This window comes from Pseudomonas qingdaonensis, assembly GCF_018398475.1.
Lineage (GTDB): Bacteria > Pseudomonadota > Gammaproteobacteria > Pseudomonadales > Pseudomonadaceae > Aquipseudomonas > Aquipseudomonas palmensis.
In genome coordinates, this window is record NZ_CP074676.1 from 2650310 (window position 1) to 2670634 (window position 20325).

Sequence of the window (20325 nt, forward strand, 5' to 3'; positions counted from 1 at the left end):
AAAAACAATCAGGAAGCCTATGAACGCCCAAGCCTTACCCCTGCAAGACCTCGCCGCGCCAGAGGGCGTGTGCTACGGCTGCGGTACCTCGCACCCCAGCGGCCTGCACCTGAAAAGCCACTGGGCCGAGGACGGCAGCCACGTGCTGTGCCGGCACGAACCCGATGCCACCTTCACCGGCTGGCCGGGGCTGGTGTACGGCGGGTTGCTGGCGATGCTGGTGGACTGCCATTCGAACTGGACCGCCATGGCCTGGCACTACCGCGCCGAAGGCCGCGAGCCGGGCAGCCTGCCGCGCATCGACTGCGTCACCGGCAAGCTTTCGCTGACCTACCTCAAACCCACCCCGATGGGCGTGGAGCTGGTGCTCAAGGCGTGGGTCGAGGGTGAGGTGGGGCGCAAGAGCCGGGTCATCTGCGAAGTCTGGGCCGGCGACGTACTCACCGTGACGGCCGACTCGGTGTTCGTGCGCGTCGACACCGAACGCCTCAAGCAACAGGCCCACGCGACCGTGTAACCCCGGGGGCGATGGCCTTGGACATGTCCCTGGCCGTCGCCCCAGCCAACTCAGAACGGCATCGCCAGCGTCACCTGGCTGTACAGGTTGGTGCCATTGCCGCCCACCTGATTGCCCCCCGTGTTCTCGTCCTTTTTCGGCTGGTACAGCCCCACCAGCGGGCTGACGATCAGGTGCGGGCTGACTGCCCATTCCACGTACAGGTCCAGCTCGCGGGCACCGAGGTTCAGCGCGTTGCGTGTGTGCAGGGTATCGAAGTCGAAATACAGCGCGCCCAGGGTCAGGTTCTCCAGTGGCTTGGCCACCAGGCCCAGGTGATGCACCCCGGTATTGCTGTTGAACGGCCCCGCGTAGTTGGCCGCCACCTCACCCTGGAACCAGGTGCCGTAGCCGGTGCTCAGCCCGGTGAACAAGGCATCCCAGCCTTCGGAATAGCGGGTGTAGCGGTAGGTCAGGCTCGGTGCCCAGGGCAGCTCGGCGAAGGTGTAACCGGCCTCGGCGTACCAGGCCTTTTCCGGGCCGGCCTGCTTGTCCTGCCAGGCGTATTCGAAGGCGAAGCTGGCGTTGTCGATACCGGCGTTGCCTTCGCCGCGCAGGCTGTAGGTGTCCATGCCGTCGCGTTGGCGCTGGAATTCGCTGGCCCATTGCTCGGTCACGCCCAGGCCGTGAACCCAGGTCAGTCCCAGGGTGCCGGCCGCGGTGGTGTAATCCAGGGTGCCGGCGGCCAGTTCGGTCTCGGCCTGGGCGCGGTTGTCGGACTTGAGCCACAGCACGCTGGCGTGCACGCCACGCTCGCCGCCCAGGCGCAGCACGGCGGTGCGGTCGAAGGCGTGGCGCGCCGCCAGGTAATAGGCGCCGCCACGGTCCAGCGCGCCGTCGGCGGGGCCCTTGCCGAGGTTGGGGCCATCGTCGTTGATCAGAAAGCCGCGGCCCAGCTTGACCACCTGACGGCCGAGCGAGGCATCCACGCCATCCTTGCCCAGCAACGGGAACAGCTCGCCGGAGCGCCAGCCGAGGTAGGCGTCCTCCAGCTTGGTGGTGCGCTCGGTGCCGTCGGTGTTGCCGGCTGCGTCGCCATCGCCCCAGGTGGCGGAACTGACCCAGCTGAGTGCGCCGTAGGCACTGCCGTTGCCGGCCAGGCGCTGGTCGCCGCTGATTCCATACTTGATGAAGCCCTCGCGCCAGGTCGAGCCGCCGGGCGTGGCGTCGTAGTTCTTGCGGCTGTTGAACAGGCCGTACACCGCCAGGATGTCGGCATTCAGGTGGGACTCGTCATCGGCGTAGAGCTCGATGGCCTGGGCTGATGGCTGGGCCAGCAGCGCAGCCAGGCTGAGGGCGGCAAGCAGGTGAGGGTGCAGGTTCATGGTGGTGGGGTCCCCGGGTTGGCGTGAGTGGTGGCCATTTAGGGCGGGGACGGTGGGGGCTGTCTTTGATCTGGCTGCCACATGGATTGATTGTGTGCGCCAGGCGGGTAGGTGCCGGGGTGCTTGCCAGAAGCAGGTTGCTTGGGGCTGTGAGGTCGGCTTCTGCCCGCAGGGTGTGTCAGGCAAACCGTGCGCGCAGGTTTTGCTGCCGCTTCGCGCCAGATCGCGGGGCAAGCCCGCTCCCACGGCCTTGCGGCCAGAAGCAGGTTGTTAGGGGCTGTGAGGTTGGCTTCTGCCCGCAGGGCGTGGGAGTTGGCTTGGCCGACGATCGAGCGCGAAGCGGTCGTAAAACCTGAGTGCAGGGTGTGTCAGGCAAACCGTGCGCGCAGGTTTTGCTGCCGCTTTGCGCCAGATCGCGGGGCAAGCCCGCTCCCACGGCCTTGCGGCCAGAAGCAGGTTGTTTGGGGCTGTGAGGTCGGCTTCTGCCCGCAGGGCGTGGGAGTTGGCTTGGCCGACGATCGAGCGCGAAGCGGTCGTAAAACCTGAGTGCAGGGTGTGTCAGGCAAACCGTGCGCGCTCGTTTTGCTGCCGCTACGCGCCAGATCGCGGGGCAAGCCCGCTCCCACGGCCTTGCGGCCAGAAGCAGGTTGTTAGGGGCTGTGAGGTCGGCTTCTGCCCGCAGGGCGTGGGAGTTGGCTTGGCCGACGATCGAGCGCGAAGCGGTCGTAAAACCTGAGTGCACGGTCCGCCAGGCAAACCGGCTACGGCCAGAAGTGCCCTGGCAGCCTGCAACAAAACCCCAGGCAGCCACGGGCAAGACGCCAGTCAACCGCCAGCGCACAGTGGCGCATAACCACAACAACGGCATTCGAGGTCGCTCATCATGTCGCTCAACCACACCCTCAGCGTGCACCTGAACCGCGGCACGGTCGGGTTCCCCACCGCGCTGGCCAGCACCATCGGCCTGATCATGGCCAGCCCGGTGATCCTCACCGCCACCACCGGTTTCGGCATCGGCGGCGGTGCGTTCGCCGTGGCCATGCTGATCGCCATGCTGATGATGCTCGCCCAGTCGACCACCTTCGCCGAAGCCGCCGCCATCCTGCCCACCACCGGCTCGGTGTACGACTACATCAACTGCGGCATGGGGCGCTTCTTCGCCATCACCGGCACGCTGTCGGCCTACCTGATCGTGCACGTGTTCGCCGGCACCGCCGAAACCATCCTGGCCGGGGTGATGGCGCTGGTGAACTTCGAACACCTCAACACCCTGGCCGAATCCTCCGGTGGCTCGTGGCTGCTGGGGGTGGGCTTCGTGGTGGTGTTCGGCATCCTCAATGCGTTCGGCATCAGTGTGTTCAGCAAGGCCGAGATCATCCTCACCTTCGGCATGTGGACCACGCTGATGGTGTTCGGCGTGCTCGGCCTGATCGCCGCCCCGGCGGTGCAACTGGACGGCTGGTTCGGCGCGTCGCTGGTGGGCACCGACCTGATCACCGTGCTGTCGCTGGTGGGCATGGCGATGTTCATGTTCGTCGGCTGCGAGTTCGTCACCCCGCTGGCACCCGACCTGCGCCAGTCGGCGCGCACCCTGCCCAGGGCCATGGCGCTGGGGCTGTTCGGCGTGGCCTCGTGCATGTTCATCTATGGCGCGGCGATGAAGCGCCAGGTCGACAACGTGCTGCTCGACGCCGCCAGCGGTACGCACCTGCTGGACACGCCCATGGCCATTCCGCATTTTGCCCAACAGGTGATGGGCGATATCGGCCCGTTGTGGCTGGGCATCGGCTTTCTGTTCGCCGGCGCCGCCACCATCAACACCCTGATGGCCGGGGTGCCGCGCATCCTCTATGGCATGGCGGTGGATGGCGCATTGCCCCGGGTGTTCACCTACCTGCACCCACGCTTCAAGACCCCTATCGTATGCATTCTGGTGGCGATGCTGATCCCGTGCCTGCACGCCTGGTGGCTGGGCGGCAACACCGACACCATCCTGCACCTGGTACTGGCGGCGGTGTGTGCCTGGAGCACCGCCTACCTGCTGGTGACGCTGTCGGTGGTGATCCTGCGCATTCGCCGGCCCGACCTGCCACGGGCCTACCGCTCGCCGCTGTTCCCGCTGCCGCAATTGCTGTCGAGCGTCGGCATCGGCCTGGGCATGTGGTTCATCACCCCGCCGGGCATGAACCCGGCCCAGGTTTACGTGCCATTCGCCTGGATGCTCGGCGCCACGGCGGTGTACGCGCTGTTCTGGACCCTGGTGGTGCAGAAGGTCAACCCGTTCAAGCCGGCCTCGGTCGAAGAGGTGCTGGCGCGCGAATTTGCCCACCAACCGGGAGTCGAGCATGGCGCATACCCTGCCCACACTGTGGCAAAGGCTGTTTGACCGCGCGCCCTCGGGCTACCGCCCCGGGGTGACGCTGGCGCACCTGCAGCGCAACCTCGGCCTGGCCGGTTGCGAGGTGCTGGGGCCGGGCAGTGCACGCTACGCCCTGGCCGATGGCAGCCTGACGTTCGAGGTGCGCGAGCGCACCGAGTCGCAGTTGCTGATGCACCTGGTGCTGTGCGAGTTCCGCCTGCAGGTGCCCGGCCCGCAACAGGGCACGGCGCGGCTGGCGTTGCAGCATACCGGTGCACTGCGGCGCAGCGGCCTGCGCTGGCGCCGGCTGCGTGGCGAGCAGTCCTGGCAGGCGCGGCTGGAACAGGCCCTGGCCCACGACCCGGCCCTGCAACAGGCGCTGATGCCGCTGGAATTCAAGCGCCTGCACCTGGACCTGGCAGGCGGCTGCTGGACCCTGACCCTGGAGCACATGGGCGGCAGCGAGGTGGTCAACCGCATGCCGGCGTTTCGTCGCTACATCAGCCTGAACCCCGCACAGCGTGACCTGCTGCTGGCCGCATTGAAAGGTCTGGCGCGGCTTGTCGAAGACCTCTGAACCCGCAGACTGGCACCAAAACTGCTTCCACCCTGGCGACGACGAACGTGTTGCGCGCATATAGCTAACATGTTAACTATTGCCCAACAAAAACAAGATGCCATCGTGGAGGTACCCATGAGTACTCATCAGCTCGCCGGCACTGCGCTGGACCGCTGGAATGCCGACATGCAGCACATTTGCGGGCATTTCGAGACCGAACTTGCATTCAACCGCTCGCTGTTCATCGGCGAGATTTCCACCTGGTCACGCGGCGGCCTGGCCCTGGCCAACCTGCGCACCAACGCCGGGCTGATCCGCCGCGACGGCATCAAGCCCGACCGCGACAACGACCAGCACTGCTTTCTGGTCAGCCAGCGCACCGGTTTCTCCCAGGTCACCCAGAACGGCGTCAGCGTGCAGCTGGCACCGGGCGAGATGCTGCTGATGGACGCGGTCGGGGCCTGTGAAATCATGCCGTTCGGCCTGATCGAACACGCCTCGCTGTCGCTCTCGCGCGAGGCGGTGTGCCGGCAGCTGGGGGGCGATGCGCGTACCTTCGGCAAGATCTCCCAGACCAAGGCCTGCGGGCGCATGCTGCATGTGCTGATGGATCAGCTGTGCAAGGAAAGCGCTCCGGGGGAGGGCGAGCTGGCCGAGGGCCAGGCCCTGCACAGTGCATTTCTGTCGCTGCTGGGGTCGGCCCTGGAGGGCGGCGATGACCAGGTGCAGCCGGGCGCGGCGCTGCACGGCGCCAACCTGCGCAGCTATGTGCAGAAGGTGATCGACGAGTCCCTGGGCCAGCCCGGCCTGTCGCCGGTGAACCTGGCCAACCGCCTGAACATTTCGGTGCGCCACCTCTACCGCCTGTTCGAAGAGCAGGGCGACAGCGTGTGTCGCTACATCCAGCGCACGCGCCTGCAACGCAGCGCCGACGACCTGGCCAACCCGATCCTCAAGACCGAGTCGATCACCACCATCGCCTACAAATGGGGCTTCACCGATTCGGCGCACTTCAGCCGCTCGTTCAAGAAACAGTTCGAACGCTCGCCCAAGGACTACCGCTCCCATAGCCTGGCCGGCCCGGCCTGATAAACCACTGGCTTGACCCTGCGGGGCACAGTGTATAGGCTCGCACGCTCTGGCTACCTACCGGTCGGTAGGTTAGGCATTCGGCAGCCAGACCTGTGACCTTTTTGTGGATTCGAGCTATGCACACCCCGCAGTCCCCCCATGTGAAATTTGCCGTGTCCCTGGCGCTGATCGGCGCCCTGGGGCCGTCGGCCATCGACATGTACCTGGCCAGCATGCCGAGCATCGCCGCCGAGTACGGCGCGACCTATGCCGGGGTGCAACTGACGCTGACGGTGTTTCTGCTGGCCATGGGCGCCGGCCAATTGCTGTTCGGCCCGCTGGTCGACACCCTGGGCCGGCGCCGGCCGCTGCTGGCCGGGCTGCTGGTGTTTGTGCTCAGTTCGCTGGCCGCGGCCCAGGCGCCCAGCCTCGAAACCCTGCTGGCGGCGCGCTTTGTCCAGGGCCTGGGCAGTGCGCTGACCCTGGTGGTGATCATGAGCATGGTCCGCGATGTGGCCGAAGGGGCGCGCGCCGCGCAGATCTTCGCCCTGCTGATGACCGTCGAGGGCCTGGCGCCGGTGCTCGCACCGGCGGTGGGCGGTTTTGTGGGGGCGCACCTTGGCTGGCGCGCGATCATGCTCACCCTGGCCGGGCTCGGCGTGCTGGTACTGTTGAACTCGGCCTGGGTGCTCAAGGAAACCCTGGCCGCCGACAAGCGCCAGCCCTGGCAGCCGCGGGACATCCTGCGCACCTACCTGCGCATCGGCAGCGATGGCCAGTTCCTGCGCCCGGCGCTGGCGCTGGCGGCGGTGTTCTTCTTTCTGTTTGCCTACATCGGCGGTGCGGCGTTCGTCTACCAGACCCACTTCGGCCTGTCGGTGCAAGCCTTCGGCACGCTGTTCGGCGCCACCGGGGTGGCAATTCTGCTCGGCGCCATCGCGGCGGGTCGGCTGGTGGCGCGCAAGGGCCTGCTGCGCCTGGCCAAGGCCGGTGCGGGGTGCCTGCTGATCGGTTCCCTGGTGGTACTGGCAGGGGCCCTGAGCGCGGCGGGGCTGGCCGGCATCGTTGCCGGCATGGCGCTGGCGATGTTCGGCCTGGGCATTCTCGAGGCCACGCTGATGTCGCTGGTGATGTCTTCGCAAAGCCGCGCGCTGGGCTCCACGGCAGCGTTGCTGGGCGCCTTCCAGTTGATCATTTCGTCGTTCGCCACGCCGTTGTCGGGCATCATGGCGCCTTTGGGCGCGGCGCACTGGGCGTCGCTGCTGGTGATTTCGGGTGTTGTCGTGGCGCTGCTGGTGCGCGCCTGCACCCGGCACGCGCCGGTCGAGGCGAGCAGCCTGGCCGGGCATTGATACGGGAGAACCCTGCATGAGAACCCTCACGCCTTCGGCGCAGAAGGTCTGCGCGATCGCGGTCGAGCAGTTTGCCGAGCATGGCTACGATGCCGCCTCGCTCAACGACATCGCGGCGGCGGCCGGCATGCGCAAGCCGTCGCTGTATGCGCACTTCAGCAGCAAGGACGACCTGTTCGAGGCGGTGTTCGAGCGTGCGGTGGAGGCCGAGCGGCTGTATGTGGAGCAGTGCTTTGCGCAGTGCGACGACGCGTTGCCGGGGGCCGGCTATGCCCATTGCCTGGGTGAGCGCTATCAACAGTCGGCGCACCTGCGGTTTCTGCTGCGCACCGCGTTCTTTCCGCCGGCGGCGCTGCGGCCGATCATCTCGGCAGGCTTCGAGGGGTACCTGGCGCGGCTGGGCGAGGTGTTCGAGCAGGCGCTGGGCACGTGCCTGCCGCAGGTGCCGGTGGCGCGGCGGGGGGTGTATGTGGACGCGTACCTGGGGGTGGTGGACAGCCTGAATGTAGAGCTGATCTATGCCGGGCCGCAGGCGTACGCGCGGCGGTTGCGGGCGATGTGGGTGGTGTTCGGGGATGCGCTGGGCGCGGCACCGAGGTGATGCCTTCGCCGGCAAGGCCGGCTCCTACAGGCACCGCGTCATCCCGTAGGAGCCGGCCTTGCCGGCGAAGAGGCCCGTCAGGCCACCGCCAGGTAATGCTTCACGAAGCTCTCGCTCAGCACCTCCCACAGCACCGGTGTGCCCTTGGTCACGAACCAGCTGTCGCCCACCTTGTACAGCGTGCTCTGCCCGGTGCTTTCATCGGTCAGGCGCACTTGGCCGGTCATCACCGTGGCCTGCTCGTTGAACGGATAGACCATGCGGAACCTGCCCTGGGTGGTACCGAAGTAGGCGCTGCTGAGCGCGTCGGTCGGCGCGCCGAAGGTCATCTTGCCGAAGGCACGCACCTCGCCTTCGAGAATCTCCGAGCCCAGGTCGGCAACGGTGCCCCAGGCGTCGAGTTCGCCGAGCTGGATGTTGTGCTTGAGTGCAGTCAGGGTCATGGCAGTGTTCCTTGAACAGTGGAAAAAAAGGGGGGGTCAGCGCCGGCCATTCCAGTACCCCGACAGCTGGTGCCAGGATTTGCCGGCCGTGAGCAGCAGCGGGCGGATATGGTCCTTGCCGACAATCGTCGGGCGCGGGATTGAACTGACCAGGTCATAGCGGGCCGAGCCTTCGCTCATGCCCTCGGCCAGCACCTTGCAGATGATGTGGCTGGGCGTCACGCCGAACCCGGAGTAGCCCTGCACGTAGAACGCATTGCTGCGCCCGGGCAGGGTGCCGACCTGCGGGAACAGGTTGGGGCTGCAGGCCATCGGGCCACCCCAGGCCAGGTCGATCTTCACGTCCTTCAGGTACGGGAAGATCTTCAACATCAAAGCCCGGTTCCAGGCCTTGAGGTCGCGGGGGATATGCTCCACCAGCGGCGTCGCGGCGCCGAACAGCAGACGGTTCTCGTTGGTCACGCGGTAGTAGTCGATCACCGGGCGAATGTCGCTGTAGGCGCCGCGAATCGGGCTGATGCGCCGGATCAGCTCCTCTGGCAGCGGCTCGGTCATCATCTGGAAGGCGTAGGTGTTGATGGTGGAGCGGTGCAGTTCGGGTTCAAGCCTGTTCAGAAAGCTGTCGCAGGCCCACAGCAGCTTGCTGGCGCGTACCGAGCCGCGGCCGGTGCGCACGGTGATGCGCTCGCCGTACTGCACCTGCAGCGCCGGGCTGTTCTCGAAGATGCGCACGCCATGCCCGGCCACGGCCTTGGCCTCGCCCAGCAGCAGGTTGAGCGAGTGTACATGCCCGCCGCCCATGTGCAGCAGGGCGCTGCCGTAGGCGTTGGAGCCGATGATCTGGCTGACCTCGCTGCCGCCCAGAAAGCGGATCTCGTGCTGGGAATTCACCGACTTGAAGTCTTTCTCCCAGGCGCGCAGGGTTTTCTCCTGGCGGGCATTGAAGCCCATGTAGCCATAGCCGTGGCAGAAGTCGGCATCGATGGCGTACCGGGCGATGCGCTGCTTGATGATGTCGGCGCCCAGGTCGCTGATCTCGAAGATCTGGCGCAGGCCATCTTCGCCCACGGCTGATTTGATCTTTTCAAGGTCGTGGCCGATGCCGGCCATGATCTGCCCGCCGTTGCGCCCGGTGCCGCCAAAGCCCAGGTAGCGGGCCTCGAGCACGACGATGTTGGTGATGCCCTTTTCGGCCAGCTCCAGCGCCGTGTTGATGCCGGAAAACCCGCCGCCGATGATGACCACGTCCGCGTCTTCATCGTGTTCCAGGGTCGGGAAGCTCAGGTTGTATTTCTTGGTTGCCGTGTAGTAGGTCGGCGTTTCGATCGTGATCATGGCGCAGCCTGAAAAGTGGAGGAGCTTTCGAGGCCTATTAGGGGGCTTGGCGGGGTGGTGTGTCTTGACCCTGCGTGCCGCGTGCCTTGACCGCGGGTGCCAGCGCTGCGCAGGCGGGTAGGTGGCCGCCGGCTTCTTTGTTAAAGTGTTAACAAATAACCTGATGACCGTAGCCTTCCATGTCCAAACCTCGTGTTTCGCTGACTCTTACCTTGTTGCAAGCCCGCGAGGCGGCAATGAGCTTCTTCCGCCCCTCGCTCAACCAGCATGGCCTGACCGAGCAGCAGTGGCGGGTCATTCGTATCCTCAGCCAGCAGGGCGAGCTGGAGATCTACCGGCTGGCCGAACAGGCGTGCATCCTCAAGCCGAGCATGACCGGTGTGCTGGTGCGCATGGAGGCGGCGGGGCTGGTGTGCCGGCGCAAGGCCGAGCAGGACCAGCGGCGGGTGCTGGTCAAGCTGGCGGACAAGGGCGTGGCGTGTTTCGACTCCATGAGCCAGAGCATGGAGGCCAACTACCAGCAGCTGCAGGACCAGTTCGGTGAACAGAAGCTGCAGCAGTTGCTGGGGTTGCTGGAAGAACTGAAGCAAGTACGGCGCTAACTCATTCGCCGGCAAGGCCGGCTCCTGCAGACACCGCAGCCTGTGTAGGAGCCGGCCTTGCCGGCGAAGAGGCCCGTCAGATCAATACACCCCGCCAGCCTGGTCGACAGGTGCCGCCTCACCCTTGAACTTGCCCACCAACCCCTGCAACCCGCGCATCAGCACCGTGGTATCCACCCCCACCGCCACGAACGCCGCGCCCAGTTCGATGTAGCGGCGCGCCAGCGCTTCATCGGCGCTGAGAATCCCGGCCGCCTTGCCCGCACGCTGAATCCGCACGATCGCGTCTTCGATTGCCGCCTGCACGTCAGGGTGCCCCGGATTGCCCCGGTGCCCCATCGACGCACTCAGGTCGGCCGGGCCGATGAACACCCCGTCCACCCCCTCCACGGCCGCAATCCGGTCCAGCTGCGCCAGCCCCTCGGCGCTCTCGATCTGCACCAGCAGGCACATCTGCGCATCGGCCTGGTCCAGGTAGCCGGGGATGCTGTTCCAGCGCGACGCCCGCGCCAGTGCACTGCCCACCCCGCGCACGCCCAGCGGCGGGTAGCGCATGGCGCGCACCAGCTCGCCGGCCTGGGCCGCGCTTTCCACCATCGGCACCAGCAGCGTCTGCACACCGATGTCCAGCACCTGCTTGATCAGCGCGGTGTCGCCGATCACCGGGCGGATGATCGCCTCGCCAGGGTAGGGCGCCACCGCCTGCAGCTGCGCGAGCATGCCGCGCAGGTCGTTGGGCGCATGCTCGCCATCGATCAGCAGCCAGTCGAAGCCGGCATTGGCCGCCAGCTCCGCGCAATACGCGCTGGCCAGCCCCAGCCACAGGCCGATCTGCGGCTCGCCACTGGCCAGGCGTTGTTTGAAACGGTTCACAGGCAGGTGCATGGCAGTCTCCGAAGGTCAGACAAAACGGCAGGCGATGGAACCGAGCATGTCGTAGTCGACATGGAAGGTGTCGCCGGGGTTGGCGGCCACCGGCCGGGTGAACGAACCGCCCAGGATCACCTGGCCGGCCTCCAGCGCCACGTCATACGGCGCCAGCTTGTTGGCCAGCCACGCCACGCCCTTGGCCGGGTGGTTGAGCACCGCCGCCGACACCCCGGATTCCTCGATCACGCCGTTGCGGTACAGCACCGCCGGCACCTTGCGCAGGTCGATGTCGCCCGGGCGCACCGCGCGCCCACCCATCACCACCCCGGCATTGGCGGCGTTGTCGGAGATGGTGTCGAACACCTTGCGCGTGGCGCCACTGTGCGGGTCCACCTGCTGGATGCGCGCATCGATGATCTCCAGCGCCGGGATCACCCATTCGGTGGCATCCAGTACATCGAACAGGGTCACATTGGGCCCCTTGAGGGGTTTGCCGAGGATGAACGCCAGCTCCACCTCCACCCGCGGCACGATGAAGCGTTCGAAGGGGATGTCGCTGCCTTCGTCGAAAAACATGTCGTCGAGCAGCGCGCCGAAGTCCGGCTCGGTGATGTTGGACGACACCTGCATGGCGCGCGAGGTCAGGCCGATCTTGTGCCCGACCAGCTTGCGCCCGTCCTTGATCTTCTGCGCCACCCAGGCGCGCTGGATGGCGTAGGCGTCCTCGATGCCGATGGCCGGGTGGTCGAGGGAAAACTGGCGCACCTGCTCGCGGCTGCGCTCGGCGCGGTCGAGCTGGGCGGCGGCTTGAAGGATCTGGCTAGGGTCGAGCATGTTCGGCATCTCTTACTGGGGGTTGACGATGGCAGCCCGGGTGCGCAGCACCAGCAGGCCACCCAGGGCGATGAACAGGGCCAGCACGTACAGCGCAAGGCTGGCGCTGTAGGTGGTGTCGCGCATCCAGCCGATCAGGTAGGGCGCAAGGAACGAGGCGATGCTGCCGAACGAGCTGATCAGCGCGATACCGGCCGCCTGCGTGGTGTTGGACAGAAACGCCGGCGGCAGCTGCCAGAACATCGGCAGGGCGGCGCTGGCGCCCATGCCGGCGACGATCAGGCCGCCCAGCACCATCAGCGGGTTGCCCGGGGCCAGCCCGGCCACGGCGATGCCGAGTGCCGACATCAGCAGCGGCACGCACAGGTGCCAGCGCCGCTCGCGCTGGCGGTCTGACGAGCGCCCGCAGGCGATCATGAACAGGCAGCCGGCCAGGTAGGGGATGGCGCTGAGCAGGCCCACGCGGCCGTCGCTACCGATACCGGCGCCGTGGATCAGGGTCGGCATCCAGAAGGCCAGGGTGTTGACCGCCAGCATCACCGCGAAGTACACCGCCACCAGCAGCCATACCTGACGGTTGCGCAGGATGCCGCCGAACGAGGTGATCGACTTGCGTTGCTCTTCGCTGGCCAACTGCTCGCGCAGGTGCTGCTTCTGGCCGGCGTCCAGCCAGCTGACGTGCTCGAAGCTGTCGGGCAGGCGCTTGAGCACCACCAGGCCCAGCAGCATCACCGGGGCCCCTTCGATCAGGAACATCCACTGCCAGCCGCGCAGGCCGGCGGCGTCGTGAAACAGTTCCAGGATGCCGCCCGAAAGCGGCCCGCCGATCACCCCGGCCATCGGCACGGCAATCGCGAACAGCGCGGTGATCTGGCCACGGCGCCGGGCCGGGTACCAGCGGTTGAGGTACACCAGGATGCCGGGGAAGAACCCGGCCTCGGCCACGCCCAGCAGAAAGCGCAGCACGTAGAAGCCCGAGGCCGACTCGACCCACAGCATGCCGGTGGACAGCGCGCCCCACACGATCATCAGGGTGGCGATCCAGCGCCGCGGGCCGACCCGGTCCAGGGCCATGTTGCTGGGTACGCCGAACAGCGCGTAGGCGATGAAGAACAGGCCGGCACCGAAGCCGTACACCGTGTCGCTGAAGTGCAGGTCGCTGCTCATCTGCATCTTGGCGAAGCCGATGTTGATGCGGTCCAGGTGGGCAAACAGGTAGCAGACCAGCAGCAGCGGCATCAGCCGCCAGGTGACGGTGCCGTGGGTGGAGTCGTGCTGGGCAAGGCTGGCCGATGCGGCGGTATTGGCTGTGCTCATGATCTTGTTCTTTTTGGTCAGAGGGCCGATGGGGGAGCGCAGGGCCGGGTTCAGCCCGGCTGCTGCTGGTTCAGAAACGCGTGCACGTTGTTCTGCTTGAAGTTCAGTTGCGGGTGCAGCTCGATCATTTCGAACGACAGGGCCAGCAGGCGCTGGCTCTGCAGGTCGGCAAAGTGCTCGGTGATCACCGCGAACAGGGCCTTGGCCACCTGTTCGCGGGTGGCCAGGTCGCGCCCGTGGCCGACCTTGAGGGTCATGTGCACGAAGGCGTAGTCGTGCTGCCCGTCGGCCATGCGCCAGGTGTCCAGGCGCACCGCCCGGCTGCGGATGCCGCCCAGCGGGAACACGCCCGTGGCGCCCAGGCAGTGGTGGACCTTTTCGAACAGGCCGGGCAGGTCGGCCTGGGCTTGGAGGTTGTCGGTGTACTCGGCGATGAAGTGGGGCATCCTGGGCTCCTTGGCGGGGTCAGACGGGGAAGATGGCGTTGATCTGGCCGGTGCCGGAGCTGCCGAACGGCTCGGTCAGCACCTCCACCGGCCTGTCGTAGTCGGCGCCGCCAAGCAGGCCCAGCAGCATCGCGGTGTCGTGCATGCCACCTTCGCCGTAGCAGTGGCTGGCGTAGTCGGGCAGCATCGCGCAGAACTCCCTGAAGCGGCCCTGCTTCCACAGTTCCACCACGCGCAGGTCCATCTGCTTGTCGAATTCGCGGGTCCAGTTGTGGATGTTGGCCTCGGCGTTGCGGTCGTCCGAGAAGCGGTGCGAGAGCGAGCCGGAGGCCAGCACCAGCACCTTGCGGTCGCTCTTCTCGATGGCCCGGCGCACGGCGGCGCCGAACGTGAAGCTGTCTTCCAGGCGGTGCCAGGCGCACCAGGCGGCGATGGACACCACCTTGAGTCTGTCGGCGGCGGGCACGTCCATGTGCATGTAGCGCATCGGTACCAGGGTGCCGTATTCCAGCTCCAGGCTCGGGATGTTGTGGGCCAGGGTGCGCACGTCGGCGGCATTGGCCTCCTGTGCGATCAACTCGCCCAGTGCCGGCAGGCCGGGGTACTCGAAGTCCATGTTCTTGATGAAGTGCGGCAGTTCGTTGCTGGTGTAGGTGCCCTTGAAGTGCTCGCCGCAGTTGATGTGGTAGCCGCTGTTGACCAGCCAGTGCACATCGAACACCACGGCGGTGTCGGCGCCCAGTTCGCGGGCGCGGCGGCCGATCTCCTTGTGGCCGGCGATGGCGGCCTCGCGGCAACCGTGGTGCTTGCCGGGCAGTTCGGACAGGTACATCGAGGGGACGTGGCAGACTTTGGCTGCGAGGACGACTTCGCCCATGGTGGGGTACTCCTGGATCTGTTGTTCTTGTGGTGGGTCAGGGCGGGTGCTTTCGCCGGCAAGGCCGGCTCCTACAGGGGTTGTGCCGTCTGTAGGAGCCGGCCTTGCCGGCGATGCGCTTAGAGGCCCCAGCGCGGAATGGCGTGGCTGCCCATCGACACGCACACGTTCTTGATCTCGGCAAACACCTCGAAGCTGTACTGGCCACCTTCGCGGCCGGTACCGGAGCCCTTCACCCCGCCGAACGGCTGGCGCAGGTCACGCACGTTCTGGCTGTTGATGAACACCATGCCGGCCTCGATGCCATGGGCCAGGCGATGCGCCTTGCCGATGTCCTGGGTCCAGATGTACGAGGCCAGCCCGTACTCGGTGTCGTTGGCTAGCTTCAGTGCCTCGGCCTCGTCCTTGAACGGGATCAGGCACACCACCGGGCCGAAGATCTCCTCCTGGGCGATGCGCATGCTGTTGCTGACGTCGGCAAACACCGTGGGCTGGATGAACTGCCCGCGCGCCAGGTGCGCCGGCAGGTTGGCCGGGCGCTCCAGGCCACCGGCCAGCAGGGTGGCGCCTTCCTCGATACCGATACGGATGTAGCCGGTCACCTTGTCGTAGTGGGCCTGGGTGATCATCGAGCCGACCTGGGTCTTGGGGTCTTGCGGGTCGCCCACGATCAGGCGCCTGGCCCGCGCCGCGAACTCGGCCACGAACTGCGGGTACACGCTCTCTTGAATGAAGATGCGGCTGCCGGCGGTGCAGCGCTCGCCGTTGAGCGAGAAGATGGTGAACAGCGCCGCGTCCAGCGCGCGCTCGAGGTCGGCGTCCTCGAAGATCAGCACCGGCGACTTGCCGCCCAGTTCCATCGAGTACTTCTTAAGGCCCGCGGTCTGCATGATCTTCTTGCCGGTGGCGGTGCCGCCGGTGAACGAGATGGCGCGTACGTCCGGGTGACGCACCAGGGCATCGCCTGCGGTGGCGCCGTAGCCCTGGATCACGTTGAGCACGCCATTGGGGATGCCGGCCTCGACCGCCAGGCGGCCCAGTTCGTTGGCGGTCAGCGGCGACAGTTCGCTCATCTTCAGCACCGCCGTGTTGCCCAGGGCCAGGCAGGGCGCGGTCTTCCAGGTGGCGGTCATGAACGGCACGTTCCACGGCGACACCAGCGCACACACGCCGACCGGCTGGTACAGGGTGTAGTTGAGCATCTGGTCGTCGACCGGGTAGGTGTGGCCATCCATGCGCGTGCACACTTCGGCGAAGAAGTCGAAGTTGTGCGAGGCCCGCGGGATCAGCACGTTCTTGGTCTGGTGAATCGGCAGGCCGGTATCCAGGGTTTCCAGCTCGGCCAGCCGGGGCACGTTCTGCTCGATCAGCTCGCCCAGCCTGCGCATCAGCCGCGCCCGCTCCCTGGCCGGGGTGCCGGCCCATTTGGGGAACGCCTCCCGGGCCGCTGCAACTGCCTGGGCGACTTCTTCGGCGCCGCCGCTGGCGACTTCGCCGATGGCCTCGCCGGTGGCCGGGTTGTAGTTGACGAAGACGTCCTTGCTTTCGACCTCACGGCCATTGATCCAGTGCTTGATCATCGGGTTCATGCCTCTTGCGGGTTCAGGGCGAAGAACTCGGCTTCGCTGACAATGCGGTTGACCAGGCGGCCGACACCTTCCACTTCCACCACCACTTCATCACCCGGCACCACGTCGGCCAGGCCTTCAGGGGTGCCGGTGGCGATCATGTCGCCCGGTTGCAGGGTCATGAAGCTGGACAGGTATTCGATCAGGTAGGGGATGTCGAAGATCATGTCGCGGGTGCTGCCCTGCTGCTTGAGCTCACCGTTGATCCAGGTGCGCAGGGTGAGGTTGGACGCATCCGGCACATCGGCCACATCGACCATCCACGGGCCCACCGGGGTGGTGGCGTCGCGGTTCTTCACCCGCAGGTTGGGGCGGTAGTAGTTCTCCAGGTAGTCGCGGATCGCGTAGTCGTTGCACACCGTGTAGCCGGCCAGGTACTGCAGCGCGTCCTCGCGCCTGACGTTGCGCGCCGGCTTGCCGATCACCGCCACCAGCTCGCACTCGTAGTGCATGTACTTGACGTTGTCCGGGCGCCAGGTGACCTGGTTGTGGCCGGTGTAGGTACCGGGCGACTTGACGAAGGCCAGCGGCTCGGTGGGTGCGGCAAAGGCCAGTTCGGCGGCGTGGTCGGCGTAGTTCAGGCCCAGCGCGAACATGCTGCCGGTGGCCGGCGGCAACCACTGCACCTCGTGCTCGGCGAGCAGGCGGCCATCGGCCAGGCGCACGTTGTTGCCATCTTCCACGGTCACGGCGTGGTCCTGGCCCTGGTAACGGATACGGGCGTGTTTCATCAGCGTTGCTCCTGTTCGGCCACGATCGGGTTGGCCAGGCGGCCCAGGCCGCTGATCCGGACCTCGACCTGATCGCCTGGCAGCACGTCCACGCGGCCTTCGGGGGTGCCGGTAATCAGCACGTCGCCTGCGTGCAGGGTCATGAACTCGCTGATCTCGGCGATCAGCTGCGGGATGTTGCGCACCAGGTTGGCGGTGCTGTTGTGCTGGCGCAGTTCGCCATTGACGAACAGCTCGATGGCCAGCTGATGCGGGTCGGCCACCTGCGCGGTCGGCACCAGCTCAGGGCCGAGTACGCAGAAACCATCGCGGCACTTGGCCTTGACCGCCGGGCGGTAGTAGCTGTCTTCGGGCAGGCTGAACTCGTTGACGATGGTGTAGCCGGCCACGTGCTCCAGGGCCTGTTCGACGCTCACGCGGCTGGCGCGCTTGCCGATCACCACGCCCAGCGCCGGGCCCGGCTGCAGGCGTTCGACACCTTGCGGGTACACCACCGGGGCGGCATGGCGGTTGCGCGTGTTGGGGGTCTTGATGAACAGCACCGGCTTGACCGGGGGCTTCTGGTACGGCGCCTGTTCGAATTCGGCGAGACGCTGGTTCAGCAACCCCTGGTAGTTCAGCGCAACGCCGAACAGGGTGCCGGTGGCAACGTCGTGCAGGGCACGGCTCATGCTCTTCTCCTGGCAAGGGCAGGGCGGCAAGCACCCTGCGGGACAAATCGTTAATGTGTTAACGTTATAATTAAGATGTTAACGAAAGGCAAGCGGCGCGTGTCAGGCGTTAAGCTGCCGGCAGAACAAGAACACAGCAGGAAACCCCGTCATGAACGAACGCACGCCGATTCCCAACATCAACATCGGGCAGGTCTACGACCAGCGGTACAGCGATGCCGAGGTGCATTACGACAAGCTCGGCAACCTGGCCGGCTTTTTCGGCCGCAACATGCCGGTGCACCGCCACGACCGCTACTTTCAGGTGCATTACGTCAAGAGCGGCACGGTGCGGGTGTACCTGGACGACCAGCAGTACGTGGAGTCGGGGCCGATGTTCTTCCTTACCCCGCCGACCATCCCGCACTCGTTCGTCACCGAGCCCGACGCCGATGGCCACGTGCTGACCGTGCGCCAGCAACTGGTATGGCAACTGCTCGAAGCCGACCCTGCGCTGGCGCCTGGGCCGCAGGTGGCGCCGGCGTGCGTGGCGCTGAGCGGGCTGGAGGGACGGTTTGCCGACGAGGCGCGGCGCCTGGTGCTGCTGTTCGACGAGCTGCACCGCGAGATCAATGCCGCGCAGGTGGGCCGTGGCCCGGCGCTGGACAGCCTGACCCGGCTGATCATGCTCAGCCTGCTGCGCCTGTGCGCGCGCTCGCTGCCGGCGCGCCAGACCCGGCATGAGGACCTGCAGGTGTTCCACCGCTTCAACGAGCTGATCGAGGCGCATTACCTGGAGCACTGGCCGCTGTCGCGCTATGCGCTGGGGGTGGGGGTGACCGAGGCGCGGCTCAATGACGTGTGCCGGCGTATCGCCGACCTGCCGTCCAAGCGCCTGATCCTGGAGCGCCTGATGCAGGAAGCCAAGCGCCTGCTGCTGTTCACCGGCAGTTCGGCCAACGAGATCTGTTACAGCCTGGGCTTCAAGGACCCGGCGTACTTCAGCCGGTTTTTCCTGCGCTATGCGCAGGTGACGCCGGGCGAGTACCGCCAACGGCAGGCGGGCGTGCGCTGACATGGCATTTTTCCGTTTTTGTTGTTAGGCGCGGCAAGCGCCGCTGCCGCCATGATGGCGGTAGCGGTGTAACGGAAAAATGCCTTTTACAGGGGTGCGCTTGTACTTTTCAGAGCGCTCAGGCGGCGTTGTTCAACCACAGGTTTTCAAAACGCCAGGTGCTGAACAACGTCTGCTCCGGCGCCGCGCCGCCGACCTTGCGTGAAAACGCATCGAGCAGGTTGGCGTAGCCCCAGATCAGCAGGCCGCCCTTGTCGTACTGGATCTGCTGCGCCTGGTGGACCAGTTCGGTGCGCCTGGCCAGGTCCGGCTGGGCCATGGCCTGCAGAAACAGCTGGGTGAACTGCGGGTCGTCGAAGTGGGTCTTGTTGGCCACCGCGAACGGCGCGTCGGTGTGCATGGCGCTGGCCAGGAACGGCGCGCCGATGGTGCCGCCGGTGCTCAGCAGCCATTGGTCCTGCTGCGGGCCGTTGAAGGTGGCGCTGTCGACCTGGCGCACATCGAGGGTCACGCCGATGCGCCTGGCCTGCTCGGCCAGCACCAGCGCCGAGGCCAGCGCCGGCCCGGCGGTGGTCACCAGTTCCACCCGCAGGTGTTCCTGGCCAGCCTCGCGCAGCAGTTGCGCGGCGCGCTGCGGGTCATGGGCACGCGGGGGCAGGGCGTGGTTGAAGGTAGGGTCGAACGGGGCGTACAGGTCGTTGGCCACGCGGCCCTGGCCGTTGAGGGCGCGGCGCACCAGCTCGTCGCGGTCGGCCAGCAGGCGCAGTGCCTCGCGCACCCGCGGGTCGTTGAATGGCGGCTTGCTGGTGTTCATTTCGAACGACAGCCAGTTGCCGCTGATCGACGTCACCAGGTTCAGCCGCGGGTCGCGCTCGAGCACCTGCAACTGCTCGCTGGGCATGCCGTTGGCCATGTCGATCTGCCCGGCACGCAGCGCGGCCAGGCGCGAGACCTGGTCCTTGAAGTCGATGATCTCCAGTTCATCGGCATACGGCCTGCCGGCCTTGTAGTAGTTCTCGAAGCGGCTGAACACCGAACGCTGGCCGGGGGTGAAACTCTTGAACCGGTAGGGCCCGGCGCCGACCGGGTTGGTGACCGGGTGATAGTCCACCGGCACGATGCCGCCGAAATTCACCCAGGTTTCCGGCAGTGGCAGGAAGCTGCGGCCGTCCTTGAAACTCAGGCGCACCGTGCGGTTGTCGAGCTTGACCAGGTTGTCGCGGTCCACCCAGTGCAGCAAGGCGGCGTAGGGCGAAGCCAGCTGCGGGTCGGTGAGGCGGCGGATCGAGAAGATCAGGTCGTCGGCATCGATGGTCTTGGCGTTGTGGAATTCCAGGCCCTGGCGCAGGCGCAGGGTCCAGCTGCGCGCGTCGCTGCTGGCCTCGGCGAACTCGGCCAGGGCCAGGCGCGGCTGCATCTGCTCGTCCCATTCCCACAGTTTGCTGTACAGCGCAAAGCCGCGCACGATGCCGCTGCCGATGGGCTTGTGGGCGTCGAGGTTGCCGGTCTGGCCGCCGTCCAGGATGCCCAGGCGCAGGCGCCCGCCGTGCCGCGGCTGGGCCACCCCGGCGGCGGGGGCGGGGGCGTCATCCGGGCCGCAGCCGCTGAGCAGGCTGGTGCCCAGCAGCAGGCCGCCGCCCATGGCCAGGCCCTGGCCGATGAACTGGCGCCGGCTGTAGTGGTTGGGGTTCATG

The 20325-nt window shown here is 66.7% G+C and carries 20 protein-coding genes; 8 read left to right on the top strand and 12 right to left on the bottom strand.

Going from position 1 to position 20325, the window contains the following annotated elements; genetic code table 11:
- Positions 1–19 precede the first annotated feature (19 nt).
- Complete coding sequence (locus tag KH389_RS12060; RefSeq protein WP_043860059.1) at positions 20–517, top strand: PaaI family thioesterase; 498 nt, start codon at positions 20–22, stop codon at positions 515–517.
- Positions 518–567: 50 nt separating this feature from the next.
- On the opposite strand, the gene KH389_RS12065 is transcribed toward KH389_RS12060, so the two are convergent.
- Positions 568–1881: an alginate export family protein gene (locus tag KH389_RS12065; RefSeq protein ID WP_213607401.1), complete on the bottom strand. Its 1314-nt coding sequence runs from the start codon at positions 1879–1881 to the stop codon at positions 568–570.
- 883 nt (positions 1882–2764) lie between these two features.
- On the opposite strand from KH389_RS12065, the gene KH389_RS12070 reads away from it, so the two are divergent.
- From KH389_RS12070 to KH389_RS12090, 5 genes are all read left to right on the top strand, one after another.
- Entirely contained in the window at positions 2765–4267 is a 1503-nt protein-coding gene (locus KH389_RS12070; RefSeq protein WP_213607402.1) for an APC family permease, read from the top strand.
- On the top strand, positions 4227–4817 hold the full coding sequence (locus KH389_RS12075) for a DUF3156 family protein (RefSeq protein ID WP_213607403.1): 591 nt from the start codon (positions 4227–4229) through the stop codon (positions 4815–4817). Before KH389_RS12070 ends, KH389_RS12075 begins: the two co-directional genes overlap by 41 nt.
- A 117-nt stretch (positions 4818–4934) precedes the next feature.
- Positions 4935–5888: a transcriptional regulator FeaR gene (gene feaR / locus KH389_RS12080; RefSeq protein ID WP_058540261.1), complete on the top strand. Its 954-nt coding sequence runs from the start codon at positions 4935–4937 to the stop codon at positions 5886–5888.
- Positions 5889–6007: 119 nt separating this feature from the next.
- Positions 6008–7222: a multidrug effflux MFS transporter gene (locus KH389_RS12085; RefSeq protein WP_088515092.1), complete on the top strand. Its 1215-nt coding sequence runs from the start codon at positions 6008–6010 to the stop codon at positions 7220–7222.
- A 16-nt stretch (positions 7223–7238) separates the two neighbouring features.
- A complete protein-coding gene (locus tag KH389_RS12090; RefSeq protein WP_078481241.1) occupies positions 7239–7823 on the top strand; it encodes a TetR/AcrR family transcriptional regulator in 585 nt (194 codons plus the stop codon).
- Positions 7824–7900: 77 nt separating this feature from the next.
- On the opposite strand, the gene KH389_RS12095 is transcribed toward KH389_RS12090, so the two are convergent.
- Positions 7901–8266: a cupin domain-containing protein gene (locus tag KH389_RS12095; RefSeq protein ID WP_100632703.1), complete on the bottom strand. Its 366-nt coding sequence runs from the start codon at positions 8264–8266 to the stop codon at positions 7901–7903.
- A gap of 36 nt (positions 8267–8302) precedes the next feature.
- Positions 8303–9601 (bottom strand): NAD(P)/FAD-dependent oxidoreductase, encoded by a 1299-nt coding sequence (locus KH389_RS12100; RefSeq protein WP_043860067.1) that lies wholly within the window; start codon positions 9599–9601, stop codon positions 8303–8305.
- Between the two features lie 179 nt (positions 9602–9780).
- On the opposite strand from KH389_RS12100, the gene hpaR reads away from it, so the two are divergent.
- Complete coding sequence (gene hpaR / locus KH389_RS12105; protein ID WP_043860068.1) at positions 9781–10203, top strand: homoprotocatechuate degradation operon regulator HpaR; 423 nt, start codon at positions 9781–9783, stop codon at positions 10201–10203.
- Positions 10204–10284: 81 nt separating this feature from the next.
- On the opposite strand, the gene hpaI is transcribed toward hpaR, so the two are convergent.
- The 8 genes from hpaI to KH389_RS12145 form a co-directional block, all read right to left on the bottom strand.
- A complete protein-coding gene (gene hpaI, locus KH389_RS12110) occupies positions 10285–11088 on the bottom strand; it encodes a 4-hydroxy-2-oxoheptanedioate aldolase (RefSeq protein ID WP_104572505.1) in 804 nt (267 codons plus the stop codon).
- A 15-nt stretch (positions 11089–11103) separates the two neighbouring features.
- Positions 11104–11907 carry a 2-oxo-hept-4-ene-1,7-dioate hydratase gene (gene hpaH, locus KH389_RS12115; RefSeq protein ID WP_043860070.1) on the bottom strand — a complete coding sequence of 268 codons (804 nt, stop codon included), beginning with the start codon at positions 11905–11907 and terminating at the stop codon, positions 11104–11106.
- Between the two features lie 12 nt (positions 11908–11919).
- Positions 11920–13224, bottom strand: coding sequence for an MFS transporter (locus KH389_RS12120; protein WP_213607404.1), 1305 nt, complete (start codon positions 13222–13224; stop codon positions 11920–11922).
- Positions 13225–13274: 50 nt separating this feature from the next.
- On the bottom strand, positions 13275–13670 hold the full coding sequence (locus KH389_RS12125; protein ID WP_043860072.1) for a tautomerase family protein: 396 nt from the start codon (positions 13668–13670) through the stop codon (positions 13275–13277).
- Between the two features lie 19 nt (positions 13671–13689).
- Positions 13690–14547 carry a 3,4-dihydroxyphenylacetate 2,3-dioxygenase gene (gene hpaD / locus KH389_RS12130; RefSeq protein WP_043860073.1) on the bottom strand — a complete coding sequence of 286 codons (858 nt, stop codon included), beginning with the start codon at positions 14545–14547 and terminating at the stop codon, positions 13690–13692.
- Between the two features lie 119 nt (positions 14548–14666).
- Positions 14667–16127 (bottom strand): 5-carboxymethyl-2-hydroxymuconate semialdehyde dehydrogenase, encoded by a 1461-nt coding sequence (gene hpaE / locus KH389_RS12135; protein WP_213607521.1) that lies wholly within the window; start codon positions 16125–16127, stop codon positions 14667–14669.
- A gap of 5 nt (positions 16128–16132) precedes the next feature.
- Complete coding sequence (locus tag KH389_RS12140; protein ID WP_054914429.1) at positions 16133–16906, bottom strand: fumarylacetoacetate hydrolase family protein; 774 nt, start codon at positions 16904–16906, stop codon at positions 16133–16135.
- Positions 16906–17577 (bottom strand): fumarylacetoacetate hydrolase family protein, encoded by a 672-nt coding sequence (locus KH389_RS12145; RefSeq protein ID WP_196932177.1) that lies wholly within the window; start codon positions 17575–17577, stop codon positions 16906–16908. Before KH389_RS12145 ends, KH389_RS12140 begins: the two co-directional genes overlap by 1 nt.
- A gap of 151 nt (positions 17578–17728) precedes the next feature.
- Between KH389_RS12145 and hpaA the strand changes: the two genes are divergently transcribed.
- On the top strand, positions 17729–18631 hold the full coding sequence (gene hpaA / locus KH389_RS12150) for a 4-hydroxyphenylacetate catabolism regulatory protein HpaA (RefSeq protein ID WP_043860076.1): 903 nt from the start codon (positions 17729–17731) through the stop codon (positions 18629–18631).
- A gap of 118 nt (positions 18632–18749) precedes the next feature.
- On the opposite strand, the gene KH389_RS12155 is transcribed toward hpaA, so the two are convergent.
- On the bottom strand, positions 18750–20324 hold the full coding sequence (locus tag KH389_RS12155) for an ABC transporter substrate-binding protein (protein WP_196932178.1): 1575 nt from the start codon (positions 20322–20324) through the stop codon (positions 18750–18752).
- Between the last annotated feature and the right edge of the window lies 1 nt (position 20325).